This is a genomic window from uncultured Pseudoflavonifractor sp. (assembly GCA_904419835.1).
Lineage (GTDB): Bacteria > Bacillota > Clostridia > Oscillospirales > Oscillospiraceae > Pseudoflavonifractor.
Genome location: CAJFTA010000039.1, coordinates 1 through 24,062 on the forward strand (window position 1 = coordinate 1; position 24,062 = coordinate 24,062).

General features: G+C 61.1%; 26 protein-coding genes. 14 read left to right on the forward strand and 12 right to left on the reverse strand.

Going from position 1 to position 24,062, the window contains the following annotated elements:
* Window positions 1–219: 219 nt before the first annotated feature.
* From QZY67_RS07950 to QZY67_RS07965, 4 genes are all read left to right on the forward strand, one after another.
* On the forward strand, window positions 220–1,272 hold the full coding sequence (locus QZY67_RS07950; protein ID WP_295369609.1) for a M23 family metallopeptidase: 1,053 nt from the start codon (window positions 220–222) through the stop codon (window positions 1,270–1,272).
* A gap of 94 nt (window positions 1,273–1,366) precedes the next feature.
* Window positions 1,367–1,921, forward strand: a complete 555-nt coding sequence (locus QZY67_RS07955) for a site-2 protease family protein (protein WP_295369611.1) — start codon at window positions 1,367–1,369, stop codon at window positions 1,919–1,921.
* Window positions 1,922–2,139: 218 nt separating this feature from the next.
* Complete coding sequence (rsmA, locus tag QZY67_RS07960; protein ID WP_295369613.1) at window positions 2,140–3,015, forward strand: 16S rRNA (adenine(1518)-N(6)/adenine(1519)-N(6))-dimethyltransferase RsmA; 876 nt, start codon at window positions 2,140–2,142, stop codon at window positions 3,013–3,015.
* A 45-nt stretch (window positions 3,016–3,060) separates the two neighbouring features.
* Complete coding sequence (locus QZY67_RS07965) at window positions 3,061–3,768, forward strand: hypothetical protein (RefSeq protein WP_295369615.1); 708 nt, start codon at window positions 3,061–3,063, stop codon at window positions 3,766–3,768.
* A 73-nt stretch (window positions 3,769–3,841) separates the two neighbouring features.
* Here QZY67_RS07965 and QZY67_RS07970 read toward each other — a convergent pair whose 3' ends face one another.
* The 9 genes from QZY67_RS07970 to QZY67_RS08010 form a co-directional block, all read right to left on the reverse strand.
* The gene (locus QZY67_RS07970) at window positions 3,842–4,453 is read right to left on the reverse strand and encodes a histidine phosphatase family protein (RefSeq protein WP_295369617.1); all 612 of its coding nucleotides are present in this window, start codon (window positions 4,451–4,453) and stop codon (window positions 3,842–3,844) included.
* A 10-nt stretch (window positions 4,454–4,463) separates the two neighbouring features.
* Window positions 4,464–5,051 carry a DUF308 domain-containing protein gene (locus QZY67_RS07975; RefSeq protein WP_295369619.1) on the reverse strand — a complete coding sequence of 196 codons (588 nt, stop codon included), beginning with the start codon at window positions 5,049–5,051 and terminating at the stop codon, window positions 4,464–4,466.
* 95 nt (window positions 5,052–5,146) lie between these two features.
* Entirely contained in the window at window positions 5,147–5,629 is a 483-nt protein-coding gene (locus QZY67_RS07980) for a YbaK/EbsC family protein (RefSeq protein ID WP_295369621.1), read from the reverse strand.
* A complete protein-coding gene (locus tag QZY67_RS07985) occupies window positions 5,619–6,023 on the reverse strand; it encodes a hotdog domain-containing protein (RefSeq protein ID WP_295369623.1) in 405 nt (134 codons plus the stop codon). The genes QZY67_RS07980 and QZY67_RS07985 overlap by 11 nt, the downstream gene beginning before the upstream one ends.
* A 176-nt stretch (window positions 6,024–6,199) precedes the next feature.
* Window positions 6,200–7,294: a spermidine/putrescine ABC transporter substrate-binding protein gene (locus QZY67_RS07990; protein ID WP_295369624.1), complete on the reverse strand. Its 1,095-nt coding sequence runs from the start codon at window positions 7,292–7,294 to the stop codon at window positions 6,200–6,202.
* Between the two features lie 30 nt (window positions 7,295–7,324).
* The gene (locus QZY67_RS07995; RefSeq protein ID WP_295369626.1) at window positions 7,325–8,281 is read right to left on the reverse strand and encodes an ABC transporter permease; all 957 of its coding nucleotides are present in this window, start codon (window positions 8,279–8,281) and stop codon (window positions 7,325–7,327) included.
* Window positions 8,278–9,090 carry an ABC transporter permease gene (locus tag QZY67_RS08000; protein ID WP_295369628.1) on the reverse strand — a complete coding sequence of 271 codons (813 nt, stop codon included), beginning with the start codon at window positions 9,088–9,090 and terminating at the stop codon, window positions 8,278–8,280. Before QZY67_RS08000 ends, QZY67_RS07995 begins: the two co-directional genes overlap by 4 nt.
* Window positions 9,080–10,207 carry an ABC transporter ATP-binding protein gene (locus QZY67_RS08005; RefSeq protein WP_295369630.1) on the reverse strand — a complete coding sequence of 376 codons (1,128 nt, stop codon included), beginning with the start codon at window positions 10,205–10,207 and terminating at the stop codon, window positions 9,080–9,082. Before QZY67_RS08005 ends, QZY67_RS08000 begins: the two co-directional genes overlap by 11 nt.
* Window positions 10,208–10,472: 265 nt before the next feature.
* On the reverse strand, window positions 10,473–11,438 hold the full coding sequence (locus tag QZY67_RS08010; protein WP_295369632.1) for an RluA family pseudouridine synthase: 966 nt from the start codon (window positions 11,436–11,438) through the stop codon (window positions 10,473–10,475).
* Between the two features lie 198 nt (window positions 11,439–11,636).
* Between QZY67_RS08010 and QZY67_RS08015 the strand changes: the two genes are divergently transcribed.
* The 6 genes from QZY67_RS08015 to QZY67_RS08040 all read left to right on the forward strand — a co-directional run bounded on the left by QZY67_RS08015 (window position 11,637) and on the right by QZY67_RS08040 (window position 17,070).
* Window positions 11,637–12,140, forward strand: coding sequence for a DUF177 domain-containing protein (locus tag QZY67_RS08015; protein WP_294532901.1), 504 nt, complete (start codon window positions 11,637–11,639; stop codon window positions 12,138–12,140).
* 43 nt (window positions 12,141–12,183) lie between these two features.
* Complete coding sequence (gene rpmF, locus QZY67_RS08020) at window positions 12,184–12,378, forward strand: 50S ribosomal protein L32 (RefSeq protein WP_040646773.1); 195 nt, start codon at window positions 12,184–12,186, stop codon at window positions 12,376–12,378.
* 126 nt (window positions 12,379–12,504) lie between these two features.
* Window positions 12,505–13,890 (forward strand): DUF512 domain-containing protein, encoded by a 1,386-nt coding sequence (locus tag QZY67_RS08025; protein ID WP_295369634.1) that lies wholly within the window; start codon window positions 12,505–12,507, stop codon window positions 13,888–13,890.
* A 59-nt stretch (window positions 13,891–13,949) separates the two neighbouring features.
* Window positions 13,950–15,275: a ribosome biogenesis GTPase Der gene (der, locus tag QZY67_RS08030; RefSeq protein WP_294552663.1), complete on the forward strand. Its 1,326-nt coding sequence runs from the start codon at window positions 13,950–13,952 to the stop codon at window positions 15,273–15,275.
* A 3-nt stretch (window positions 15,276–15,278) separates the two neighbouring features.
* Window positions 15,279–15,953, forward strand: a complete 675-nt coding sequence (locus QZY67_RS08035; protein WP_294532892.1) for a glycerol-3-phosphate acyltransferase — start codon at window positions 15,279–15,281, stop codon at window positions 15,951–15,953.
* A gap of 115 nt (window positions 15,954–16,068) precedes the next feature.
* Complete coding sequence (locus QZY67_RS08040; RefSeq protein WP_294532890.1) at window positions 16,069–17,070, forward strand: NAD(P)H-dependent glycerol-3-phosphate dehydrogenase; 1,002 nt, start codon at window positions 16,069–16,071, stop codon at window positions 17,068–17,070.
* Window positions 17,071–17,119: 49 nt separating this feature from the next.
* Here the strand turns inward: QZY67_RS08040 and QZY67_RS08045 are convergent, their stop codons facing one another.
* Complete coding sequence (locus QZY67_RS08045; protein ID WP_294532887.1) at window positions 17,120–17,311, reverse strand: DUF6774 domain-containing protein; 192 nt, start codon at window positions 17,309–17,311, stop codon at window positions 17,120–17,122.
* A gap of 227 nt (window positions 17,312–17,538) precedes the next feature.
* On the opposite strand from QZY67_RS08045, the gene QZY67_RS08050 reads away from it, so the two are divergent.
* Window positions 17,539–18,396 carry a sigma-E processing peptidase SpoIIGA gene (locus QZY67_RS08050; RefSeq protein ID WP_295369637.1) on the forward strand — a complete coding sequence of 286 codons (858 nt, stop codon included), beginning with the start codon at window positions 17,539–17,541 and terminating at the stop codon, window positions 18,394–18,396.
* Window positions 18,397–18,425: 29 nt separating this feature from the next.
* Entirely contained in the window at window positions 18,426–19,148 is a 723-nt protein-coding gene (gene sigE, locus QZY67_RS08055) for an RNA polymerase sporulation sigma factor SigE (protein ID WP_294532882.1), read from the forward strand.
* A gap of 50 nt (window positions 19,149–19,198) precedes the next feature.
* Here sigE and nth read toward each other — a convergent pair whose 3' ends face one another.
* The gene (gene nth / locus QZY67_RS08060; protein ID WP_295369639.1) at window positions 19,199–19,837 is read right to left on the reverse strand and encodes an endonuclease III; all 639 of its coding nucleotides are present in this window, start codon (window positions 19,835–19,837) and stop codon (window positions 19,199–19,201) included.
* 208 nt (window positions 19,838–20,045) lie between these two features.
* Between nth and glyA the strand changes: the two genes are divergently transcribed.
* Window positions 20,046–21,287, forward strand: a complete 1,242-nt coding sequence (gene glyA, locus QZY67_RS08065; protein ID WP_295369641.1) for a serine hydroxymethyltransferase — start codon at window positions 20,046–20,048, stop codon at window positions 21,285–21,287.
* A gap of 46 nt (window positions 21,288–21,333) precedes the next feature.
* Here the strand turns inward: glyA and QZY67_RS08070 are convergent, their stop codons facing one another.
* Window positions 21,334–22,545 carry a nucleotidyltransferase family protein gene (locus tag QZY67_RS08070; protein ID WP_295369642.1) on the reverse strand — a complete coding sequence of 404 codons (1,212 nt, stop codon included), beginning with the start codon at window positions 22,543–22,545 and terminating at the stop codon, window positions 21,334–21,336.
* A gap of 154 nt (window positions 22,546–22,699) precedes the next feature.
* On the opposite strand from QZY67_RS08070, the gene QZY67_RS08075 reads away from it, so the two are divergent.
* Entirely contained in the window at window positions 22,700–23,899 is a 1,200-nt protein-coding gene (locus QZY67_RS08075) for an acetate kinase (RefSeq protein WP_294532872.1), read from the forward strand.
* The last annotated feature ends 163 nt before the right edge of the window (window positions 23,900–24,062 follow it).

The following is a 24,062-nucleotide window of genomic DNA, read 5'->3' on the forward strand; positions in this document are numbered from 1 at the left end:
CGCTGTCCATAACCGCCGCTCTAACGACTTCCCTATGAGACCGCTTAACTGGTCCTCTCCTAACGAGTTCGCCGTCCAATATGTTTGACAAACCTACAATTTTTTCTCTGGCAGAGAGATATTTTCGGTATAAGCCGGACAGGGCGCGAATAGAGATAGTACGCAGGAAAATGGACGGGCAGCTATCGCAGTACGCCAGAGAAGAGGAGGACACAGGGCATGGAGAGCGCATATCGTCAGTGGGAGAAGCGGAGGGGGCGGCGGCAGAGCAGGCCGGCGGAACGGCGGAGCGGGAAAAAGATAGCGCTGGCGCCCAGGGAGTACCGGAGGCTGGTACAGCTGGGCGTCTGCATTGCGCTGTTTCTGGTGGTATTGATAGGAAAGGGTGTATTCCCGGAACAGATGTTGGCGGCCCGGGATAAGATTGTTCAGGTGATTCAGGGTGACACGGATTTCCGGGCGGCATTTGCCAGCCTGGGGCAGTCCATCTCGGCGGGAGAGCCGGTGCTGGAGACACTGGGGACGCTGTGGATTGACGTATTTGGCGGAGAAGAGCCGGAAACGGCTGACAGTGGCTGGGAACCCCTTCCGCTTTATACAGAGACGGTGGAACACCTCCAGGGCGGCGTTACAGTTCAGGGATTGCTGACGGGGAAACTGGATGCAGCGGAGGAGAAAAACCAGGCGGCGGAAACGCCTGCGGAGCAGCCGGAGGACAGTACACCGCCTGTGGAGGAGAGTGTTCAGCCGGAGCCTGACGCCACGGCGGACACAGTGCAGCCCACTCCGGTGCCGGATGTCATTCACGTGGATTACGATGGCCCGGCTCTGCCGGCCAATGCCACCATGGACCAGTACAATCTGGGCTTGGCGGCCACAGTTTCGCCCATAGAGGGCGCAGAGGGATGGTGGGTGTCCTCGCCCTACGGATGGCGGGAACATCCGGTGGATGATGAGGAGAAGTTCCACAACGGCGTGGATTTGGCGGTCAACACCGGGACCAGCGTCAAAGCCTTCGCGGACGGCGTGGTGGACTACATCGGAGACAGTCCGGTGTACGGCCTGTATACGCAGATTGACCACGGAAACGGTGTGACCTCTTTCTACGCCCACTGCAGCGAGCTGCTGGTACAGCAGGGACAGACGGTGTCAGTGGGCGACGTCATCGCCCTGTCCGGGGCGACAGGCAACGCCACCGGGCCCCATCTGCATTTTGAACTGAAGAAGGAGGGGGTACTGCTCAATCCGCTCTACTACATTCCAAGCGCGTGAGGTGAGAATACTGCGGTGGGGAAGAGTTGAAGTATCGGGCGGATTTCTTCTTCTGGCGGCACTGCTCTGGTATCTGGACGAGGATGGGACGATTTTGCTGGCCGGAGCGGCCTGCACGCTCCACGAGGTTGCCCACTGCGGAGCCATCTGGGGCCTGGGCGGCAGGATTTCCGGGCTTAGACTGTCTGTCACCGGCGCTGAGCTAATCCTCTCCGGGACGCGCCCGCTGGGGTATGGGGCGCAGTTTTTGGCGGCGGTATCCGGACCGGTGGCCAACCTGGCGGCGGCCCTTCTGGCGGCCAGACTGGCAGAGCGGGGAGGGGAAGAAGTGCTGTGGGTCTTTGCGGGGCTGAATCTGGGGCTGGCTGGGTTTAACCTGCTGCCCATGTCCCAGCTGGACGGCGGGCGGGCGCTGCGCAGCCTGGCCGGCATTTTTTTGCCCGAAGCAGCTGCTGACGGGCTGGCGGCGGCGCTGTCCTGGATTGCAGGCATGGTCATCCTGGCTTTAGGCGGGGTACTGTTTTGGAAGAACAGGGCCAATTTCACCATGCTGCTGACCGCGCTCTGGCTGGTGTACGCCAATAGCCGGAGCCTGAGCAGTCTGCGCGGAGGGACCAGAAGGCAGAGCAGAGCGGGAAGAAAACGGTGACAAACAGGGGAGAGCCTGCTATAATCCTTGTAGAAGAAACTTCATGCGCTTGCTTGGGGTGCGCTGCGAATACCGGTAAAAGCCGGAGCGCATGAAGTTTTCGCGCATGTGGGCCGTCCCGGCCCGCGCGCGTTTGATCTCATGGCCGTGCCGCTGAAAGCGGCACATGGCCAAGTTTGCTATACTTTTGCATCGCAAAACAGAAGCGAGGATGAGCTATGGACCTCTGTAACGTAAATGACATCAAGGCCCTGCTGGGCCGGCACGGATTCCGTTTTTCCAAGAGCATGGGGCAGAATTTTTTGATAGAAGAGCGCGTTCCGCGGGACATTGCGGCGGCCTCCGGCGCGGACAGAGACTGCGGCGTGCTGGAGATTGGCCCGGGTATCGGCCCCCTGACCGTCCGGCTGGCAGAGCGGGCCGGACGGGTTGTCTCGGTGGAGCTGGACAAGGCGCTGCTCCCGGTGCTGGCTGAGACGCTGGCCGGGCGGGACAACGTGGAGATTGTGCCGGGGGATATCATGAAGCTGGATATCCCGGCCCTTGTGGCAGAGAAGATGGGCGGCCTGAAGCCGTTGGCCTGCGCCAATCTGCCCTATAATATCACAACGCCGGTGCTGACCGCGCTCATTGAGGCGGGGTGCTTCCAGGCCATCACAGTGATGATTCAGCGGGAGGTGGCGCTGCGGATCTGCGCCGCGCCGGGCAGCGGGGACTACGGCGCCTTCTCCGTCTACTGCCAGTACCATACCGTGCCGGAGCTGCTCTTTGACGTGCCGCCTGAGTGCTTTATTCCCGCGCCCAAGGTCACCTCGTCGGTCATCCGCCTGGTGCCCCGGCCCGCGCCGGAGGCGGTGAAGGACGAGAAACAGTTCTTCCGCCTGGTGCGCGCGGCCTTTGCCCAGCGGCGGAAGACCCTGCTCAACGCCCTGTCCTCCGCCTACGGAAGCCGGCTTACCAAGGATGCTCTGCGGGACGCGATTGCTGCTTGCGGCCTGCCCGCCGACGTGCGGGGGGAGCGGCTGGGGATTCCGGAATTTGCCGCCCTGGCCGACGCGCTGGCACAGCGGACAGGGGGCGAACAGACTCTTTAATTGGAAGCTCCTGGCTGCCGCTGGCAGCCGGAGGGGAGGATGTCCATGAAAATAAGGTGCGTATGGGAGCACAACGGCGGCGACAGCATGCTGTATGCGGTTGATTTTATCGGGGCGTTCACAAGAGGCGCGTCCAGAGATGCGGCAATGCAGAAGATGCCCGCTGAAATCAGCGCATATCTGAAGTGGAAGGGGAACTGTACGCCGGGCCCCTTTGAGCCTGAAATCGTTCAGGAGAAAAGCTCCTCACTGACTGTCTCCGACGCCGATTCCGATGTCATTTTTGAGGACGAAAAGAGAGCGCTGGACATGTCCGAATATCTGGAGGCAAAAGCGCTTGTGCTGAAATCAGCGCAGGATTTTTTGGCGCTGTATCAAGCGATGCCAGAGAAAGATAAGAGCTGTTTGGAGGCCAGGGCAACGTTTTATGGACAGGTTCCGCGCACAGCATCTGAGATGTACGAGCACACCAAAAATGTGAACGATTATTACTTTGGCGAACTAGGCGTTTCTGCCGGTAATGAAGGGGACATTGCGGCGTGCAGAGAACGGGGATTTGAATTGTTGGAGCGCCGGCCCGGCTTCTTAAACAACACAGTCTATGCTGGGAGCTGCAGGGAAGAATGGTCGCTGAGAAAGGTTTTAAGGCGCTTTGTCTGGCATGACCGAATCCATGCAAAAGCCATGTACCGGATGGCAAGGAAAACCTTCGGGCCGGATGCTGTTCCCAATATCTTCGGCTTTAATCTGTAAACAGACGTGGCCGGCAGCCCGGAAGACTGCTGTCAGCAAAAAATTGCTCCTCTCGTGTGAGAGGAGCAATTTTTCAACGTAAAATATACGACATATCGCTCATGCGTTTAATAAAGCGTTTTCCATCGTTGTCTTGGAGCAAATGACTTACACCGCCAGCAAATCCAAATAGTTCAAAATCATGAAGAGATTCTGCCGGAAATCCAAGCCACATGGTATTGAATACACTAAGCAAGTCGCCGTGCGATACGATGATGATATTCTCTTCCTCATTTGAAGTGATTTCGACAAAAAACGGCAACAATCGATTCCATTCATCTCGGCGGCTCTCAGCATCTGAAAATACTCTGTCATCAATGGTCTTTTCTTGACATTCTATATGTTCTTTTAACCACTTGACAGATTTTCCAACACATTTTCCCAAGTTTCTTTCTCTCAGTTCTTGCCTTAGTGTTGGAGTAATATTCAGATGTTTGCCTACGATTTCGGCCGTCTGTTTTGCTCTTGCTAAATCTGAAGAATACATTACAAAACTTCTGCCCTGCAATTCTTCAGAGAGTTTTGTTCCAATGCTTTCAGCTTGCAATTTACCCAATTCGGATAAATCCCAATCGGTCCACGAACCTACCATACCATTTGTATGATGGACAGATTGCGGGTGTTGAATGGTAATGATTGTTTTCATTAAACTCCAATTACTCGATGTCGATGGGGTCCACTTCAATGGGGTGGAGCTTGCGCAGCTCTTTGGTGACCCGGCCCACCTTGAAAAGACCCCACAGATCGGAGATCCCGCTATAGACCAGCACGGCGCCGATGACCATAAAGATGACGTCCGCCAGGAACAGGGGACGGCAGAGGATGAGCACGCCGAAGACGGCGGACACCAGAGAGAGCACCAGCACCACCCACCAGCGGGGATAGCCCATCCGGTTCAGGTCAATGGCCCGCTTCAGGTTGAGCAGGGCGTCAATGACGATATAGATGCCCAGCACAACAGGGAGAATGGACAGGACGATGTCAGGCCGGATGAGGAACACCAGGCCTACGCCGGCAGCCACGATGCCCAGAAACAGCTCCAGCCGGAAGGAGCCCTGTCGGCTGTCATGGACGAAAAAGCTGATGATGGTGATGACACCGTAGATCAGGAGAACAAGACCAAAGGCGAAGCACACCAGATTGCCGGTGATGTCGGGCCAGATCAGGAGGACCAATCCCAGGACAATGTAGAGGATGGCCGCCAGGAAGAAGCTGATTTTCATGTTTTTCAGGTATTCCCGCATGAGAGATCCCTGCCTTTCTGTATCTTGGCACTAGTATATCCCGACTGTGGGAAAATGTCACGGGACAAAACAGGCTTCCTGTGTGGAAGGACGGGTTATTCCTCCGGCTGCCAGTTCTTGCACACGTCCACCCAGCCCGCGCTGTGGGCGTATTCCGCCAGCTCGTCGCAGGTGAGCTGGATGGCGGAATTGGAGGAACCGGCGGCGGGATAGACCGTATCAAACCGGCGGAGCGATATGTCCAGATAGGTGGTAACGGCGGGATTGTGGATGCCGAAGGGGCACACGCCGCCCACCGCATGGCCGGTAAAGTCCAGCACCTCTTCCGCTGTCAGCATTTTTGCTTTACAGTGGAACATGGCCTTGTATTTTGTGTTGTCGATCTTGGCGTCTCCCGCGCAGACGATGAGGACGCAGCCGTCCTCCACAGAGAAGGACAGGGTTTTGGCGATGCGGGCGGGAATCACGCCCACAGCCTGGGCGGCCAGCTCCACCGTGGCGCTGGAGACGGGAAATTCCAGAATATCCTGCTCCCGGCCTAAAACGCGGAAGCAGGCACGTACTGTTTCAATTGACATGGGGCGCCTCCTTTTTCTGATTGGCCCGGGCCAGGAACCGGTCGTTGGAGATGACAAAACGCTCATGGGTTCCGCTGCCGATGGGGCCGCATTCATCCCGGGCAGTTACGGTAAAGCAGATTCGCCTGCCGTCAACGGCGGTAACCACCGCCTCCGCCCATACCTTCATACCCACGGGCGTGGCGGCGTCGTGGGTGATGTCCAGCCGGGTGCCCACAGTGCCCTGCCCCTCTTCCAGACCGGCGGACACCGCGTCCACGGCGGCGGCCTCCATCAGGGCGGCCATCATGGGGGTGGCGAACACGGGGAGGGCCCCGCTGCCCACGGCAAGGGCGGTATTCCGCTCCGTGACGGCGCTCTCCGCCCGGCCGGTCATGCCAGGTTCGATTGACATGGAAAACTTCATCCTTTCCTTCAAGACTGCGGCTCGGGCTGCGCCGGCAAAAAGCCGCTTCGACAGACAATATTTTACACCGGTATGGGCACTCGCGCAAGCGGCAGTTGCACAGACGGGAAACAGGAAAAGGCCGCCTTGCCGGCGGCCTTTTCCTGTCCTGACAGGGTGGCGTCTTAAAACAGTCCCCAGAACTGGCCGCCCATGGTGGTTTTGAGCCGAATCCACTCGCTGTCATACAGGTCCAGAATGTTCTGGGGCAGGCCGGCGTAGCTCTCGCACTTGGCCATGATGTCGGCATCGGGATAGGCGTAGGGGTCGTCCGCAATCTCCGGGTCCAGCTCCTCCCGGACGGAGAGCAGGGGAGAGGAGTACCAGATGGCCTCGCAGTTCTTCAGCCCGGCCTGGGTGGAGCACATATAGTTGATAAAGGCCTCGGCATTCTCCTTGTTGGGGGCGTCCTTCAGGATGCACATGGCGTCCACATAGATATTGGTGCCCTCCTCCGGGATGTAGAAGCCCAGATCCGGGTTGTTCTCATACATGGTGAGGTAGTCGCCGTAGTAGTAGGTGCCGATATAGGCGTTGGCGCCCTCCAGCTTCTGAAAGATATCGTCCATCACATAGGCCTGCACAATGGGCCACTGGTCCACCAGCAGATCCACAGCCTGGCGGACCTGGTTTTCATCGGTGGTGTTGTAGGAGCAGCCCAGGCGCTTGAGGGCGATGCCGATGGCATCCCGGGAGTTGTCAATCATGAGGATGTCGCCGGAATACTTCTCGTTCCACAGCAGGTCCCAGCTGCCCAGGTCCTCCGCATCCACCATCTTGGTGTTGTAGATGACCCCCATCAGGCCCCACATGTAGGGGACGGAGTAGCGGTTCTCCGGGTCGTAGGCGGGATTTTTCAGCGCCGGGTCAATGTCGGCAAAGTTGGGGATGTTGTCGAAATTGAGGGGTGCGAGCAGATCCTCCTCAATGAGGCGGGCCACCATGTAGTCGGAGGGGATGACCACATCGTAGTTGGCGCCGCCGCCGGCAATTTTGGAGTACATGGTCTCGTTGCTGTCGTACATCTGGTAGTTGACCTTGATGCCGGTGGCGGCCTCAAAGTCGTCCAGCACGGACTCGTCGATATACTCGCCCCAGTTGTACACGTTGACCACGTTGGAGCCTGTGTCGCCGCCCACAGAGTCCCGGCTGCGGACGCACCCGGTGAGCAGCCCGGCGGCGAGGGACAGAACCAGGCCCATGACAAGCAGTTTTTTCACTTCGGTTCCATTCTCCTTTCCCCGCGGGGCTCAGCGCTCGCCGGGCTCACGGCCCACGTTTTCCGCCGTAATGTCCATGATGTGCTCGGGGGCAATGGGCGCCCGGCCCGGGGCCTTCCGGCGGCCAGAGTCCCTGGCGTCCTGCCGGGCCTGGCGCAGGTTGATGATGACAAGCAGCGCCAGAACCGCCACGAACATCAGGGTGGACAGGGCGTTAATCTCCGGGCTCACCCGGCGGCGGACCATGGAGTACACCACCATGGACAGGGTGGACTCCTGGCTGCCGGCGGTGAAGTAGCTGATGACAAAGTCGTCGATGCTCATAGTAAAGGCGATGAGGGCGCCGTTGACCACGCCGGGCATGATCTCGGGCAGCACCACCTTGCGGAAGGCATACAGACCGGTGGCGCCCAGGTCCTGAGCCGCCTCGGCGATGTTGGGGTCCAGCTGCCGCAGCTTGGGCATCACCGCGAGGATGACATAGGGGATGTCAAAGGTGATGTGGGCGATGAGCAGGGTGCCGAAGCCCAGGTTGAAGCCCAGGTCAAACCAAAGGTTGGCGTCAATGACCCAGTCCAGGCTGTTGAGCCAGCCGGACAGAGAGGCCAATGCCTGCCCGGCAAAGACAAAGAGCAGCATCATGGACACGCCGGTGATGATGTCCGCGTTGGTCAGGGGGATGTTGTTGATGCCCAGGAAGATGCCCCGGGGCCGCCGCTTCATGTTGTAGAAGCCGATGGCCGCGGCAGTGCCAGCCACGGTGGCGATGAGGGTGGCCAGAAGGGAGACCAGCAGGGTGGTCCGCAGGGCGCTGAGTACTGTGTCGTTCTGGAAGAGCTGGACGTACCAGTCCAGGGTGAAGCCGCCCCACACCGCGTTGCTCTTGGAGTCGTTGAAGGAGAACACAATGAGCACGAAGATGGGGGCGTACAGGAAGAGAAACACCAGCAGGATAAACAGCCTTGAGAGCGGTCCGTTTCGCTTCACAGCAGCACCGCCTCCCCCTCGCCCTCGCCGAAGCGGTTCATGACGCCCATGCAGATCAGGACAATCACCATCATCACCAGAGAGATGGCGCTGCCCAGATGGGGGTTGTAGGCCGAGCCTAGGAACTGCATCTCAATCAAGTCGCCCAGCAGCAGGGTCTTGCCGCCGCCCAGCAGGCGGGAGATGACAAAGGTGGACACCGAGGGGATGAACACCATGGTGACGCCGGAGAGCACCCCGGGCAGGGACAGGGGGAAGGTAACCCGGCGGAACACGGTCAGGCTGTCGGCGCCCAGGTCCTGGGCGGCCTCGATGACCTTGGGGTCAATCTTCTCAATGACCGAGTAGATGGGCAGCACCATAAAGGGCAGGAAGTTATACACCATGCCCAGCACCACCGCGCCGGAGGTGTTGATGATGTCCAGCCTGGGCAGGCCGATGGCGGAGAGCAGGTTGTTGAAAAAGCCGTTGCGCTCCAGCAGGAACACCCAGGAGTAGGTCCGCAGGAGGAAGTTCATCCACATGGGCAGCATGATGAGCAGCATGGCCATGCTCCGCAGGCGGCCCCGCTCCCGGGCCAGCAGATAGGCCAGGGGATACCCGATGAGGATGCACACAATGGTGGCCACAAAGGCCAGCAGGAAGGACCGGCCGAACACGCCGGCGTACTGTGACAGGGTGGTGAAGTGGTCCAATGTGACGCTCCAGTCCCGGTTGGTGAAGGCGTACACCACCACCACAATCAGGGGCGCCACCACAAAAACAGCCATCCAGACCACATAGGGAATGGCGATACCCTTACGCTTCATCGCCGCCCTCCGCAGTGTCCTCGTTGAGCTCATCGTACGCCTCGCTGTAGGAGCTGTAATCGCCGAACATGCCGGAGTAGCGGCTCTTTTTCATCACATGGAAGCCGTCGGGGTCGATTTTCACGCCGATGCGGGAGCCCACGGGGGAGAAGTCGGTGGTCTGAATCAGCCACTTGAAGCCCCGGAAGTCCACGATAATGTCGTAGTGCATGCCCTTGAAGGTGACCTCGGTGACCGTGCCGGTGAGCTGGCCCCGCTCCACGGGGACGATGTCGATGTCCTCCGGGCGGATGACCACGTCCACCGGCTCGTTGGGGGCAAAGCCGCTGTCCAGGCAGGGGAACTTCTTGCCGTACATGCCCACCACCCTGTCCTCGTGCATGATTCCGTCGATGATGTTGCTCTCACCGATGAAGTCGGCCACAAAGGCGTTCTTTGGCTCGTTGTAGATGTCCTCGGGGGTGCCGATCTGCTGGATATTGCCCTTGTCCATGACCACCACCGTGTCCGACATGGTGAGGGCCTCCTCCTGATCGTGGGTCACATAGATAAAGGTAATGCCCACCTGCTGCTGAATCCGCTTGAGCTCGATCTGCATGTCCTTGCGCAGCTTCAGGTCCAGGGCGCCCAGGGGTTCGTCCAGCAGCAGCACCTGGGGCCGGTTGACGATGGCCCGGGCAATGGCCACCCGCTGCTGCTGGCCGCCGGACAGGGCGTTGACCGACCGCCTGCCGTACCCGGCCAGGTTCACCAGGGCCAGCGCCTCCTCCACCCGGGCGCGCAGCTCCGGCTCAGGCACCTTGGCGATGCGCAGGCCGAAGGCCACGTTTTCAAAAATATTCATGTGGGTGAACAGGGCGTACTTCTGAAAGACGGTGTTGACCTTCCGCTTGTGAGGCGGAACGTCGTTGATCCGCACGCCGTCGAAGAATATGTCCCCGGCGGTGGGCTTCTGAAAGCCGCCGATGATCCGCAGGGTGGTGGTCTTGCCGCAGCCGGAGGGACCCAGCAGCGTGAGGAATTCCCTGTCGTTGATATAAAGATTCAAATGGTCCAGAATGATGTCGTCGTCGTACTTCATGACGCAGTCCGACAGACGGATGAGCTCCTTGGACATGTATCCTCCCCCGTTTCTCTCTGATTTACAGGAAGCAGTAAAAAAGACGCACCCCACACGGTCGGAGCGGGCACGTCCCTACAGGCGTGATAATCATATATTCTCCCCATAGGAAAGTCAATAAAAAACCGCAAAATTCTGCGGGATTCTCCCGCGGAAAACGGAGAGAAAATGCGCCCGGCGAAAAAAGGCGGAGAAGAGCTCGCCTCATTCCGTCAGGCGCACGGAAAAACGGTTAAAATCGGGAAAAACAGGAAATATCCCATTACAGCCCGGGGAAGTACTCCTCCACAAAGTCCACATGCTCCACCGTGAAGGTCCTGCCCTTCAGGTGGTTAAGGATGCCCGCGTCGGTGGGGAAGGAGAAGGTCAGCTTGTAGGAGTAGAGGGCCTGGCCGCTGGTGCGGCCGAAGCGGCGGTTGTCCCGCTCCCGGCCGTACTTGCCGTCCCCCAGCAGGGGGTGGCCCGCGTCGGCGAACTGGGCGCGGATCTGATGGGTCCGGCCGGTGAGCAGCTCGCACTCCACCAGGGACAATCCGTTGCCCGTCTTCAGGGTCTTGTACACAGTGAGGGCGGTCCTGCCGTCGGGCACCGGGCGGTGGTACACCGTCACCTGCTTTTTGGCCTCGTCCTTCACCAGAAAGCCCTCCAGCCTGCCCTCCGGCGGGTCCATCCTGCCCAGGACCACCGCAAGATAGAACTTGTCAATCTCCCGGTCCTTGATCTTCTGGTTCATAATCCGCAGGGTCTCGGCGTTCTTGGCGGCAATGACAATGCCGCCGGTATTGCGGTCAATGCGGTTGCACAGGGCCGGGGCAAAGGAGTTCTCCTGATAGGGGCTCCACTCCTTCTTTTGATAGAGGTAGGCCTGGATGTGGGTGATGAGGGTGTTGACCCGCTCCGTCTCGTCGGGGTGGACCACAATGCCGGGCTGCTTGTCCACCAGCAGCAGGTTCTCGTCCTCATAGACAATGTTCAGCCGGGGCTTGAACACGGAGAGAAAGGCATTCTCCAAAGTCGGGGTATCAAAAAACTCGTCGTTGATGTATAATTGGAGCAGGTCCCCCTCCTGGAGGCGGTAGTCCCGGGCGGAGCCCCTGCCGTTGACCTTGACCCGCTTGAGGCGGATGTACTTCTGAGCCAGGGGCGCGGGGAGGAGGGGGAGGGTCTTGCCCAGCCAGCGGTCCAGCCGCTGCCCGGCGTCGTTCTTTTTTATGGTAAATTCCTTCATAAATCATCTTCTCCGGTGTAGACGGCCGAAAATGCGGCCTGTTTTTGTGTCTGCGAAGGGTGAAAAAGGGGGAAATCAGATCACCTTTACAGCTGCTGGGGTTATTCTATCACATTTTAAGAAAAATTTGAAGAAAGTATTTGACAATAGCCGAGGTTTTTATTATAATACCATCTGTGTCATTGTGCGAGGTGTACCATGCGTTTAAATCTGCGTAAGATCATCCCAACGCCCGGCGCAAGCATCCCGTTCGATTTCCAGATGGACCTGTCCGATCTGGAGTGGAACGGGGAGCGGCCCGCGGCCCATCCCATTCATGTCAGCGGTACCGTCCGGAACATGGCCGGCGCTCTTCTTCTGGAAGGGGAGGCGGACACGGTTCTGGAGCTGCAGTGCGACCGCTGCCTGAAGCCCTTTTCCCGCGAAACACGGATTCCTCTGGAAGCGCTTCTGGCCACTGAGCTGGCAGATGAAGAGAATGAGGATGAGATCGTCCTGCTGGACGGGGACGAGGTGGATGTGGGGGAGATTGCGCGGACAGCGTTCATTCTCGCCATGGATACCAAGCATCTCTGCTCAGAGGATTGCAAAGGCCTTTGCGCCAAATGCGGCGCGAACCTCAACAACGGCCCCTGCGGGTGCAAGCCCGAGGTTGACCCGCGTCTGGCCAAGCTGGCTCAGCTACTGGACCAGCCTGAGTAAGTAATTCGTGCCCGCCCGGGCATTAGCCTAAGGAGGTGTCACCATGGCGGTTCCTAAGAGTAAAGTATCCAAGCAGCGTCGGAATAAGCGTCGCAGCTCCGTTTGGAAGCTGGAGACCCCCAATACCACGACCTGCCCCAAGTGCGGCGCGTTTCGTCTGCCTCACCGGATGTGCAAGTCCTGCCTGACCTACAATGGTCATGAGATGGGCAAGGCTCAGGCCGAGGCTGCGAAGTAAAACCGAACAGCAGAAAAAGAAGAGGGGGAAACCCCTCTTTCTTTTTGCGTAGAAATCGGGTAAAATAAAAACAGTATGTCTCCGGGCGGCCGGAGGCGGAATCTATGCAGGAAGAGAGCAACGACCATGAGCCTTACCGTAATTCGCTCCGTGGACGCGGACAGTCCGGCCCGGGACGCGGGCATCCGTCCCGGGGAGACCTTGACCAAGGTCAACGGGCACCCCATCGTGGATGTGATGGACTACAAGTACTATACCTACGACGCCCGGCTGGAGCTCACCCTCACCGAGCCCGGAGGCGGCACCCGGACCGTGCGGGTCCGCAAGGAGGAAGGGGAGGACCTGGGTCTCAACTTCGAGACCTATCTGATGGACAAGGCCCGCTCCTGCGCCAACAACTGCATCTTCTGCTTTGTGGACCAGATGCCGCCTGGCATGCGGGAGACCCTCTATTTCAAGGACGACGACGCCCGGCTCTCCTTTCTGATGGGCAACTACATCACCCTGACCAACCTGTCGGAGCGGGAGCAGCAGCGGATTATAGACCTGCACATCTCGCCCATCAACATCTCGGTCCACGCCACCGATCCGGCCCTGCGCACCGAGATGCTAAAGAACCGGAACGCCGGGAAGTGCCTGGAGCAGATGAAGCGGTTTGCCCAGGCGGGCATCACCATGAACTGCCAGATTGTCTCCTGTCCCGGCGTCAACGACGGACCGGCTCTGGAGCGCACCCTCAATGATCTGGCCGGTCTCTACCCCCAGGTGAACAGCATCTCGGTGGTGCCCGTGGGGCTGACCAAATTCCGGGCAGGGCTGTGCCGTCTGGACGGCTACACGGAGGAGACCGCCGGGGCGGTGCTGGACCAGGTGGAGGCTTTCTCCAAGCGGTGCATGGACAAGCTGGGCACGTCCCTGGTCTGGTGCTCCGACGAGTTCTACCTGAAGGCGGGCCGCCCCCTGCCCGAGGATGAGTACTATGAGGACTACACCCAGCTGGAGAATGGCGTGGGTATGCTCCGTCTGCTGGCGGTGGAGTTCCGGGGGGCCATGTTTGCCCTGGAGGGGGACGAGACCCCGCCGCCCTTTGCAGTGGCCACCGGCGTGTCCGCCGCGCCCCACATCGCCGCCCTGCTGGAGAAGCTCCGGGCCCGCTGTCCCGGTGTGCGGGGCACGGTTTATCCCGTGGTAAACCACTTCTTCGGCGAGACCATCAATGTGGCCGGGCTGATCACCGGACAGGATCTGATTGCCCAGCTGAAGGGGAAGGACCTGGGAGAGCGCCTGCTTATCCCGGCCAATATGCTCCGCTCCGGCGAGCAGGTGTTCCTGGACGACGTGACGGTGGCTCAGGCGGAGGCGGCGCTGGGAGTGCCCATTGTACCGGTGGAGCAGGACGGCGGCGCTCTGCTGGACGCCATGCTGGGGCTGGACGGCCCCGGACCCCAGCCGGGCCCGGCTCTGGGCGGCGGCGAGGAGTTCTACTGCTATAACCCCGGCGCCGGAAGATAAACCGATGATTGACAGGGAAGAGGGCACAGTCCCTGCCCCTGAGAGAGGTGTGATATTTGATGAAGCCCCTGGTAGCAATTGTGGGCCGCCCCAACGTGGGCAAGTCCATGCTCTTCAACCGACTGGTAGGTCAGCGGCTGTCCATTGTGGAGGACACCCCGGGCGTCACCAGAGACCGGATCTACGCCGAGTGCGAGTGGCGGAACCGGAAGTTCGACATTGTGGATACCGGCGGTATCGAGCCCAACACTGACAGCGAAATTCTCAGCTTCATGCGGGAGCAGGCCGAGATCGCCATCCGCAACGCCGACGTGACCGTCTTTGTCTGCGACATCAAGAGCGGCCTCACCGCCTCGGACCAGGAGGTGGCCAACATGCTGCTCCGGTCCGGCAAGCCTGTGGTGCTGGCGGTCAATAAGATGGACCAGGTGGGTATGACCAACCCGGACATCTACGAGTTCTATAACCTGGGCCTGGGCGACCCCATCGCGGTCTCCGCCGTCCATGGCCACGGCACCGGCGACCTGCTGGACGCCTGCTTCCAGTACTTCCCCCCGGAGGACCAGGCGGAGGAGCAGGACGACGTAATCAAGGTGGCGGTTATCGGCAAGCCCAATGTGGGCAAGTCCTCCCTCATCAACCGGATTCTGGGTGAGGAGCGGGTGATCGTCTCCAACATGGCGGGCACAACCCGGGACGCCATTGACAGCTACTATGAGAACGACAAGGGCAAATATATCCTCATCGACACGGCGGGCATGCGGAAAAAGTCCAAGGTGGACGACCGGATTGAGAAGTTCTCGGTGCTCCGGGCTACCATGGCCATTGAGCGGTGCGATGTGTGCCTGATCATGATCGACGCCCAGGAGGGGGTCACCGAACAGGACACCAAGGTGGCCGGTCTGGCCCATGAGGCGGGCAAGGCCTGCATCATCGTGGTCAACAAGTGGGACGCCATCGAGAAGGACGACAAGACCATGGACAAGATGCGGCAGGACGTCCGCCGGGATCTGGCCTACATGACCTACGCGCCCATCCTCTTCATCTCCGCCAAGACCGGCCAGCGGGTGGAGCGGCTCTTTGAGCTTATCAACTATGTCAACGACCAGGCCTCCCTGCGCATTACCACCGGCATGCTGAACACGGTACTGGCCGACGCCACCGCCCGGGTCCAGCCCCCCACGGACAAGGGCCGCCGGCTGAAGATCTACTATATGACCCAGGTGGGGATCAAGCCGCCCCACTTCGTGGTCTTCTGCAACGACGCTCAGCTGTTCCACTTCTCCTATCAGCGCTATATCGAGAACCAGATTCGAAACACCTTCGGCCTGGAGGGCACCCCTGTGGTGCTGACCGTGCGCCAGAAGGGCGATAAGGAGGATTAAAGCATGGAGCCTACTTCGATGAGCGGAGAGATATTCCAGAATAACCTCTTACTCGCGGGGGTATTCCTGGCAGTGGCGGTAGCAGCCTATTTCTGCGGCTGCTTCAACGGCGCGGTCATCGTCTCCAAGTATATCCTGCGGGACGACGTCCGTAAGCACGGCAGCGGCAACGCAGGCCTGACCAATTTCTACCGAACCTTCGGCGGCCCGCTGACCCTGGTGGTCATTCTCACCGATGTGCTGAAGGCCATTGTGGCTGTGTGGATCGGAACGGCAGTTATCGGGATGGTCACAGGTGGCTGGATGGGCCCGGTTCTGGGCAAGTACTGGGCGGGTACCTTCTGCCTGATTGGACATATGTTCCCCTGCATGTTCCAGTTCAAGGGCGGCAAGGGAATTCTCTCCGGCGGTACCATCGCCATCATGATTGACTGGCGGGTGGCCCTGGTGGTGTGGGGCGGCTTCCTGGTGCTGGCCATTGTCACCAAGTGGGTGTCCCTGGGCTCCTGCTGGGCGGGCCTGTCCTTTCCATTTGTGAGCTGGTTTGTCTATCAGGACCTGATTATCCTGCTGCTGTCCATCGTCTGCGGCGGCCTGATTCTCTGGAAGCACCGGGGCAATATCAAGCGCATCCTTAAGGGCGAGGAGTCCAAGTTCAGCTTCCACCATAAAAAATAGCGCTCTGCGTTATTTTTACGCGCATAGGGGCGCAATGCGCCCCTGATACCGGAAAATATGCCTGGCAGCGCCCGTACATGGGAGCGGCGGGGCGCCAATCAAGGAGGTCAATGAGATGAAAATTGCGGTTCTTGGTTCCGGCGGCTGGGGCACGGCCCTGGCTATGGTCCTGCTGGAGAACGGCCACGACGTGACACTCTGGTCCTATAGTGAGGACGAATCCAAGGTGCTGCGGGAGACAGGGGAGAACCCCATGCTCAAAGGCGTGGCGCTTCCCGAGACCCTGAAGCTCACCAGCGATATGGCCTGTGTCAAGGGCTGCGGCGCGGTGGTCCTGGCCACGCCCTCCTTTGCCGTCCGTGAGACCGCCCGGAAGCTGTCCGCCCTGCTCGAGCCGGAGACCATCCTGATCTCGGTCTCCAAGGGCATTGAGAAGGACACATCCCTTACCCTGACCCAGGTCATTGCATCCGAGGTAGGGGAGAAGTTCAAGATTGTTGCCCTCTCCGGGCCCTCCCACGCTGAGGAGGTGGGCCGCCGCGTGCCCACAACCGTGGTGGCGGCATCCCGGGACCAGGCGGCCGCCGAGCTGGTACAGGACCTGTTTATGAACCCCCGCTTCCGGGTGTATGCCTCCGACGATGTGGTGGGCGTGGAGCTGGCCGCGGCACTGAAGAACGTCATTGCCCTCTCCGCCGGCGTGTGCGACGGTATGGGCTTCGGCGACAACACCAAAGCCGCCCTGATGACCCGGGGCCTGTCTGAGATCGCCCGCCTGGGCGAGGCGCTGGGCGGCCGGAAGGAGACCTTTGCCGGTCTGGCCGGCGTGGGCGACCTGATTGTCACCTGCACCTCCATGCACTCCCGCAACCGCCGCTGCGGCATCCTCATCGGCAAGGGCACCCCGGTGCCCGAGGCGGTGAAGGAGATTGGCGCCGTGGTGGAGGGCTATTACGCCGCTGCCACTGCCAAGACCCTGGCGGACAAGACCGGCGTGGAGATGCCCATCACCGAGGCCGCCTACCAGGTGCTCTACCACGGCAAGGACCCCAGAGCGGTGATCACCGAGCTGATGACCCGGGCCAAAAAGCATGAGATTGAGGAAAGCTGGGTGTAAAGCCTTCTTGCTTGCATAACAGCCGCGCCGGAATATTCCGGCGCGGCTGTTATTTTATCCGGCATGTCTGCTCTGGCTCGCGCCGTCCGGCGGCGATCAGGGCGAGGTTATCTCCCAGGGCGGTAAAGAATGCGGCGGTCAATACCAGATCATCGTCAGAGAGGCCGCGGGACAGCTGGGCGGACACCAGAGCAGCCAGAACAGGCATCAGTTCACCGGAGGAACGATGGCACTTTGACAAGGCGGCGCCTCCTCTCCGGTATCATTCTACGCCGCGGGGCGGAAAAGGAACCAAAAAAGAGCCTGATGCCTGCAATTTCTCACAGGGCCGACTCTTTAGAAGCGAAAAATGTGACAAGCAAAAATACTTGTCATCTTTCTTTTTCAGCCCGTCCCGGATCTGACCTTTTTTGAACGGCCCGGCCGATATAATAGTGTCTGCTGAGCGATTCGGAGAGGGGGTATGGCATGACGGTCGTATACATAGACTCCCTGTTTCTTCTCAATTTTGTGGTCAACTATCTGCTGCTGCTGGCGGCGGCCCGGCTGTCCGGCGCGGTCATCTGCCGTCCGGCTCTGGCGGCCGGGGCGGCCCTGGGCGGCGGGTATGCCGCGGCGCTCTTTCTGCCCGGCATGGGCTTTCTGCTCCATCCATTGTGCAAGCTGGGTGCGGCAGTGCTCATGCTGCTGTGCGCCTTTGGGCGCAGCAGGCGGCTGCTGCGGACGGGGCTGATTTTCTTCGCGGTGGCGGCGGCCTTCGGCGGCGGGATTTTCGCCATAGAGCTGCTGGGCGGCAGGGGACTGAGCCTGAAAAACGGCATCTTCTATTCCGCCATGGACCTGAAACGAATCCTTCTGTCTGCGGCGGGCTGCTATGTGGTCATCAGTCTGGTGCTGCGGCGGACGGGGGGACACAGCACGGCCCGGCGGGAATTGGCGCCTGCGGTGGTGACGCTGTGGGAGCGGAAGGCCATGCTGACGGCCCTTGTGGACACAGGAAATACCCTCACCGACCCGGCCACCAACCGGCCCGTCATGGTGGCGGAAGGGGAGAAGCTGTCCAGCCTCTTTCCGGCGGATGCGGCCCCCGGCCCGGAGGAGCTGGCGGACCCGGTGTCCGCCCTGGAGCACATGGCGGCGGGGCCGCTCCGGAGCCGGTGCCGCCTGCTGCCCTATCAGGCGGTGGGCGTGGAATGCGGCATGCTCCTTGCCATCCGGATGGATCGGGTCCAGGTGGGGACGGAGGACTACGGGGGTATTCTGGTGGCATTGTCCCCAAACCGCCTGTCGGACGGCGGGGGATACAGCGCCCTGATCGGAGCCTGAGGGCCCGAAACAGAGAGGGAGGATGGAGTATGACAGGATGGAAGCTGCGCTGGTATGTCCGCATTCAGCGTATCCTGGCCCGGCTGGGGGTAAAGCTGCCGGGGAAGATCATGTACATCGGAGGGAGCGACACCCTGCCGCCTCCGCTCTCCAAGATGGAGGAGGCGGAGCTCATCGCCCGGCTGGACGGGGGGGAGGAGACGGTCAAATCCCAGCTCATTGAGCGGAACCTGCGGCTGGTGGTGTACATTGCCCGCCGGTTTGAAAACACCGGCGTGGGCATTGAGGACCTGATCTCCATCGGCACTATCGGGCTCATCAAGGCCATCAACACCTACAAGCCCGCCAAAAACATCAAGCTGGCCACCTACGCCTCCCGGTGCATTGAGAACGAGATTCTGATGCACCTGCGTAAGACGGCCGGCCTCCGAAGCGAGGTGTCCTTTGACGAGCCGCTGAACACCGACTGGGACGGCAACGAGCTGCTGCTCTCCGACATTCTGGGCACGGAGAGCGACGTGGTGATGAAGCCCATTGAGGACGACGTGGACCGCCAGCTTCTGCTGGAGGCCATGGAGAAGCTGGACGGCCGTGAGAAGCAGATCATCACCATGCGCTTCGGCCTGGACGGCAGGCCGGAGCGCACCCAGAAGGAGGTGGCCGACCTGCTGGGCATCTCCCAGTCCTACATCTCAAGGCTGGAGAAGCGGATCATCTCCCGGCTGAAGAAGGAGATTCTGAAAATGCTGTAACAGCCCGGGTCCCTGCCGTAAGAGCAGGGACCCGGGCTGTTACAGGGAGCTCAGGAGCCGGAGTAGAAATCGCACCAGGGGCGCAGGGTGCAGTCGGCGCACGCGGGTCCCCGGGCCATGCAGACTGCCCGTCCGTGGAGCACCAGCCGGTGGCAGAAGTCGTTGGACTCCTCCGGCGGCAGCACCTCCCGCAGCTGCTTTTCCACCTTGACCGGGTCCTTGCTGCCGTCGGTCAGGCCCAGGCGGCCGGAGAGACGGATACAGTGGGTGTCCGCCACCACCACGCCGGGCTTGTGGTACACGTCGCCCAGAATCAGGTTGGCGGTCTTGCGGCCCACGCCGGGCAGGCGGAGCAGGTCCTCCATGGTGTCGGGCACCACGCCGCCGTACTCGTCCAGCAGCATCCGGGAGGCGGCCACAATGTCCCGGGCCTTGGCCCGGAAAAAGCCGGTGGAGTGGATCAGCTCCTCCACCTCGCTGATGTCCGCATCGGCCAGAGCCTCCAGGGTGGGGAAGCGGCCGTAGAGGCCGGGGGTTACCTTATTGACCCGCTCATCGGTGCACTGGGCGGCCAGCCGGGTGGCAAAGAGGAGCTCGTGTGGCTTCTGGTAATCCAGGGAGCAGACGGCATCGGGGTAGCACTTTTTCAGTTCCTCCACAATGGACAGAACGTCCTGTTCAGACTTCATCGCATGATCACCTCAAAAAACATTTCCACTCAATTTGTCCGCCGAGAAAAGAAGATTGTAATTGGGGAAAAGATTCGCTATAATAACCCATATGGGATTTGGACAGATGTCCCCTGCGGCGTGCCGCGGCCGGCGTCTGGCGGCCCGCTGACCTCCTGAAGGCAGAGAGGGCGCGTCCCGATTAACGAAAAAACAGGGGGAGATCGTCATGGTAAAGGATATCATGGAATTTCTGGCCGCGCAAGACCCGGAAGTTGGGGCCGCCGTCCGGTCTGAGTACGACCGCCAGCGGAGAAACATCGAGCTCATCGCCTCCGAGAACTTTGTGAGCGAGGCGGTGCTGGCCGCGGCGGCCACGGTACTCACCAACAAGTACGCCGAGGGCTACCCCGGCAAACGGTACTACGGCGGCTGCCAGTGCGTGGACGTGGTGGAGAATATCGCCCGGGAGCGGGCCTGCAAGCTCTTCGGCGCGGAGCATGCCAACGTCCAGCCCCACAGCGGCGCCAACGCCAACTACGCCGTCTATCAGGCCCTGTGCAATCTGGGGGACACGGTCCTGGGCATGGACCTGTCCAACGGCGGCCACCTGACCCATGGCTCTCCCGTCAACTTCTCCGGCAAGAACTATAACATCGTGGCCTACGGCATCAACGACCAGGGTTACATCGACTACGACCAGGTCCGGGATATGGCCAAGAAGCACAGGCCCAAGATGATTCTGGCCGGCGCCTCCGCCTATCCCCGCTTCATCGACTACAAGACCTTTGCCGACATCGCCCATGAGGTGGGGGCCTATCTGTTCGTGGACATGGCCCACGTGGCCGGCCTCATCGCCGTCGGCCTCCATCCCAATCCCGTGCCCTACGCCGACGTGGTCTCCACCACCACCCACAAGACCCTCCGGGGCCCCCGGGGCGGCATGATCCTTTGCAAGGAGGAGCTGGCCAAGAAGATTGACTCCGCCATCTTCCCCGGCAGCCAGGGCGGCCCCCTGGAGCACATCATCGCCGCCAAGGCGGTGGCCCTGGGCGAGGCCATGAAGCCCGAGTTCAGGGCCTACCAGGAGCAGGTGCTCCGCAACGCCAAGGCCATGGCCGGGGCCCTGATGGAGTCCGGCTTTGACTTGGTCTCCGGCGGCACGGACAACCATATGATGCTGGTGGACCTGCGCAAGGCGGGCGTCACCGGCAAGGAGCTGGAGCACCGGCTGGACGAGGTGAACATCACCGTCAACAAGAACGCCATCCCCAACGACCCGGAGAAGCCCTTTGTCACCAGCGGCATCCGGGTGGGTGTGCCCGCCGCCACCACCAGAGGCTTCGACGAGGAGGACATGAAGGTGGTGGGCAAGCTCATCTGGCAGGCCGCCACCGACTTTGAGGCCCAGGCCGACGCCATCCGGGCCAAGGTGGCCGAGCTGACCGCCAGGCATCCCCTGTACGAATAAGCGTCCATAACAGCGCCGCCCGGATATGCTCCAGGCGGCGCTCTCTTTACATATCAAGGATAACCGGCCCAGTGGTCCACTCCAGCCCGCAGGGGCGGGGCAGGGGAGAGCACAGGGCGTACAGGTCGGTGCACCGTGCCTCCAGCTCGAAGAGCTGCCGGGCGGGCCGGGGCAGCCGCCTGGCGTGGGCGCTTTTCACCAGGATGGGCAGGGCAGCGCACTTCTCCATGTTCCGGAGCAGAGCCTGCCCCCGGCGGTTGAAGCCCAGCACCCTCAGGTAGGGAGGGGAGGCGGGGCGGTCAGCGGCGGTCAGGCCCAGGAAGGCCCACAGCACCAGCCGACGGATTCTGGCGTGGGTGTACCGTTTGGTCTTGGCGGCGGCGCAGAACGCCTCGATGGAGCAGCTGGCTTTGACGGCTTCTGTCAGCCGATGTGGCAGTCCTTCAGCAGCGCCGCTGTCCGGCAGGGCGGCAAAGTCCGCCTCGTCCATGGTGCGCAGCCTGGCCAGCACCGCCCGCTCACACTGTTCCAGACCGGCGGGGCAGCGGCCCTGCTCCGCCTCCCGGGAGAGGAGGGCCAGGGTGGAGGGGGGCAGGTAGCGCCCGGCCTCCTCCCACCGGCCGTCCTTCAGCATGGCGCGGACAGCGGAGGCCGAGGCGAAACCGTCCGCCGGGGCGGCGGCGTCATGCCCGGCGCCCACCCGGGCCACGGCCAGAGGGGCGATGGGGGAGCGGAGCAGCTTCAGCGCCTTCAGGTACTCCACGGCCAGGTTGTTGTTTGGGGTGCTCAGGCAGCTGGCCGCCGGACCGATGAGACGCTCCGCCGCCGTCTGCCGGGCCACGGGGAAGGACACGCCCCGGGCCAGATCCTCCCGTAGCAGGTCCCGGTGAGCGTCGGTGAGCAGGCAGTCCGCCGCGGCGGACAGAGCGGCGGCATCCCCGCTCTCGCAGCCGAAGGACAGCACGTCCACCACGCCGGTAGCCGCCAGCAGGGCCACCGCTCCCTGGGCGAAGGACTCCGCCGACGCGGCCGCCCACACGGTGGGCAGTTCCAGTACCAGGTCGGCCCCGCCCAGAAGGGCGCACTCCGCCCGCCGCCGCTTGTCCATGGCGGCGGCCTCGCCCCGCTGGACAAAGTTTCCGCTCATCACGCAGACAATACCGGCGTCTCCGCCCAGAAGCCGTCTGGTTTCGGCGATATGCCAGCCATGCCCCAGATGAAAAGGGTTATATTCCGCCACAATACCGGCAACCTGCATGAATTTCCCTCCGAAAGAAAGAATTCTTCAATTTGATGCAAAAAAGGTGTTGTCCTTTTGGGACAAAGGGGATAAAATAGAATATGCTTATTCTACTACGGAATCATCCTGCCCGCAAGGCGGAGAACGATTTGCAAAAGGAGAGACAAGTTACATGAAGGTACTCGTCATCAACGCAGGAAGCTCTTCCCTGAAATATCAGCTGATGGACCCGGCCACCCGGGACGTGCTGGCCAAGGGCCTGTGCGAGCGCATCGGCATTGACGGCCGCCTGACCCACAAGGTGCCCGCCAAGGACCAGAAGTTTGAGGCTGAGATCCCCATGCCCACCCACGCCGAGGCCATTGAGGCGGTGCTGCAGGCCCTGACCGACAGCGACCACGGCGTCATTGCCAGCATGGACGAGATTGACGCTGTGGGCCACCGCGTGCTGCACGGCGGCATGGCCTTTACCGAGAGCTGCATCATTGATGACGCCTGTATCGAGGCCATCAAGGAGTGCATCCCCCTGGGCCCCCTGCACAATCCCGCCAACCTGATGGGCATCGAGGCCTGCCAGAAGGTCATGCCCAGCAAGCCCCAGGTGGCCGTGTTCGACACCGCCTTCCACATGACCATGCCCGAGAAGGCCTACACCTACGCCATCCCCTACGAGTACTATGAGAAGGACAAGGTCCGCCGCTACGGCTTCCACGGCACCTCCCACCGCTATGTCTCCGCCCGGGCCGCCGCCCTCATGGGCCGCGATCCCAAGGGCCTGAAGCTCATCTCCTGCCACCTGGGCAACGGCTCCTCCCTGGCCGCCATTGTGGACGGCAAGTGCGTGGACACCACCATGGGCCTTGGCCCTCTGGCCGGCGTGCCCATGGGCACCCGCGCCGGCGACATGGACGCCACCATCCTGGAGTACCTGATGGGCCGGTACGGCTATGACATCAAGGAGATGCTCAACATCCTGAACAAGAAGTCCGGTGTGCTGGGCATTTCCGGCGTGTCCTCCGACTTCCGCGACCTGGAGAGTGCCGCCGCCGAGGGCAACCACCGCGCCCGCCTGGCTCTGGACGTGTTCTACTATGACGTGAAGAAGTATATCGGCGCCTATGCCGCCGCCATGGGCGGTGTGGACGGCATCATCTTCACCGCGGGCGTGGGCGAGAACGCCGCCGGCACCCGTATGGCCATTGCCTCCGGCCTGGAGTACATGGGCGTGAAGATGGACGAGGAGAAGAACAACACCCGGGGCAAGGAGGCCATTATCTCCGCCGACGACTCCAAGGTGACCGTCATGGTCATCCCCACCGACGAGGAGCTCATGATCGCCTCCGATACCGCCGAGATCGTCTCCAAGCTGTAAAAGAAACAGCATTTTGGACATATCTGACAGGAGCGGGACCGCATAACGGTCCCGCTCCTCAGCGTGTCGAAAAACCTCGGTTGAACAGAATCCGCCTGTGTCGGGGTGGGGGAGCGCGAGGGGGCAGCCGCCCGCCTCGCGTGGAATCGAATGCCCCGCAATG

Bases quoted from the DNA above. Each gene is read 5' to 3' on its own strand.
- QZY67_RS08050 (WP_295369637.1), top strand. From the start codon at position 17,539: ATGACGGTCGTATACATAGACTCCCTGTTTCTTCTCAATTTTGTGGTC.
- QZY67_RS07950 (WP_295369609.1), top strand. From the start codon at position 220: ATGGAGAGCGCATATCGTCAGTGGGAGAAGCGGAGGGGGCGGCGGCAG.
- rsmA (WP_295369613.1), top strand. From the start codon at position 2,140: ATGGACCTCTGTAACGTAAATGACATCAAGGCCCTGCTGGGCCGGCAC.
- QZY67_RS08010 (WP_295369632.1), bottom strand. From the start codon at position 11,438: ATGAAGGAATTTACCATAAAAAAGAACGACGCCGGGCAGCGGCTGGAC.
- QZY67_RS08015 (WP_294532901.1), top strand. From the start codon at position 11,637: ATGCGTTTAAATCTGCGTAAGATCATCCCAACGCCCGGCGCAAGCATC.
- QZY67_RS08040 (WP_294532890.1), top strand. From the start codon at position 16,069: ATGAAAATTGCGGTTCTTGGTTCCGGCGGCTGGGGCACGGCCCTGGCT.
- nth (WP_295369639.1), bottom strand. From the start codon at position 19,837: ATGAAGTCTGAACAGGACGTTCTGTCCATTGTGGAGGAACTGAAAAAG.
- QZY67_RS08075 (WP_294532872.1), top strand. From the start codon at position 22,700: ATGAAGGTACTCGTCATCAACGCAGGAAGCTCTTCCCTGAAATATCAG.
- glyA (WP_295369641.1), top strand. From the start codon at position 20,046: ATGGTAAAGGATATCATGGAATTTCTGGCCGCGCAAGACCCGGAAGTT.
- sigE (WP_294532882.1), top strand. From the start codon at position 18,426: ATGACAGGATGGAAGCTGCGCTGGTATGTCCGCATTCAGCGTATCCTG.
- QZY67_RS07965 (WP_295369615.1), top strand. From the start codon at position 3,061: ATGAAAATAAGGTGCGTATGGGAGCACAACGGCGGCGACAGCATGCTG.
- QZY67_RS08070 (WP_295369642.1), bottom strand. From the start codon at position 22,545: ATGCAGGTTGCCGGTATTGTGGCGGAATATAACCCTTTTCATCTGGGG.
- rpmF (WP_040646773.1), top strand. From the start codon at position 12,184: ATGGCGGTTCCTAAGAGTAAAGTATCCAAGCAGCGTCGGAATAAGCGT.
- QZY67_RS07970 (WP_295369617.1), bottom strand. From the start codon at position 4,453: ATGAAAACAATCATTACCATTCAACACCCGCAATCTGTCCATCATACA.
- QZY67_RS07980 (WP_295369621.1), bottom strand. From the start codon at position 5,629: ATGTCAATTGAAACAGTACGTGCCTGCTTCCGCGTTTTAGGCCGGGAG.
- QZY67_RS08025 (WP_295369634.1), top strand. From the start codon at position 12,505: ATGAGCCTTACCGTAATTCGCTCCGTGGACGCGGACAGTCCGGCCCGG.
- QZY67_RS08005 (WP_295369630.1), bottom strand. From the start codon at position 10,207: ATGTCCAAGGAGCTCATCCGTCTGTCGGACTGCGTCATGAAGTACGAC.
- QZY67_RS07985 (WP_295369623.1), bottom strand. From the start codon at position 6,023: ATGTCAATCGAACCTGGCATGACCGGCCGGGCGGAGAGCGCCGTCACG.
- QZY67_RS07975 (WP_295369619.1), bottom strand. From the start codon at position 5,051: ATGCGGGAATACCTGAAAAACATGAAAATCAGCTTCTTCCTGGCGGCC.
- QZY67_RS08035 (WP_294532892.1), top strand. From the start codon at position 15,279: ATGGAGCCTACTTCGATGAGCGGAGAGATATTCCAGAATAACCTCTTA.
- QZY67_RS08000 (WP_295369628.1), bottom strand. From the start codon at position 9,090: ATGAAGCGTAAGGGTATCGCCATTCCCTATGTGGTCTGGATGGCTGTT.
- der (WP_294552663.1), top strand. From the start codon at position 13,950: ATGAAGCCCCTGGTAGCAATTGTGGGCCGCCCCAACGTGGGCAAGTCC.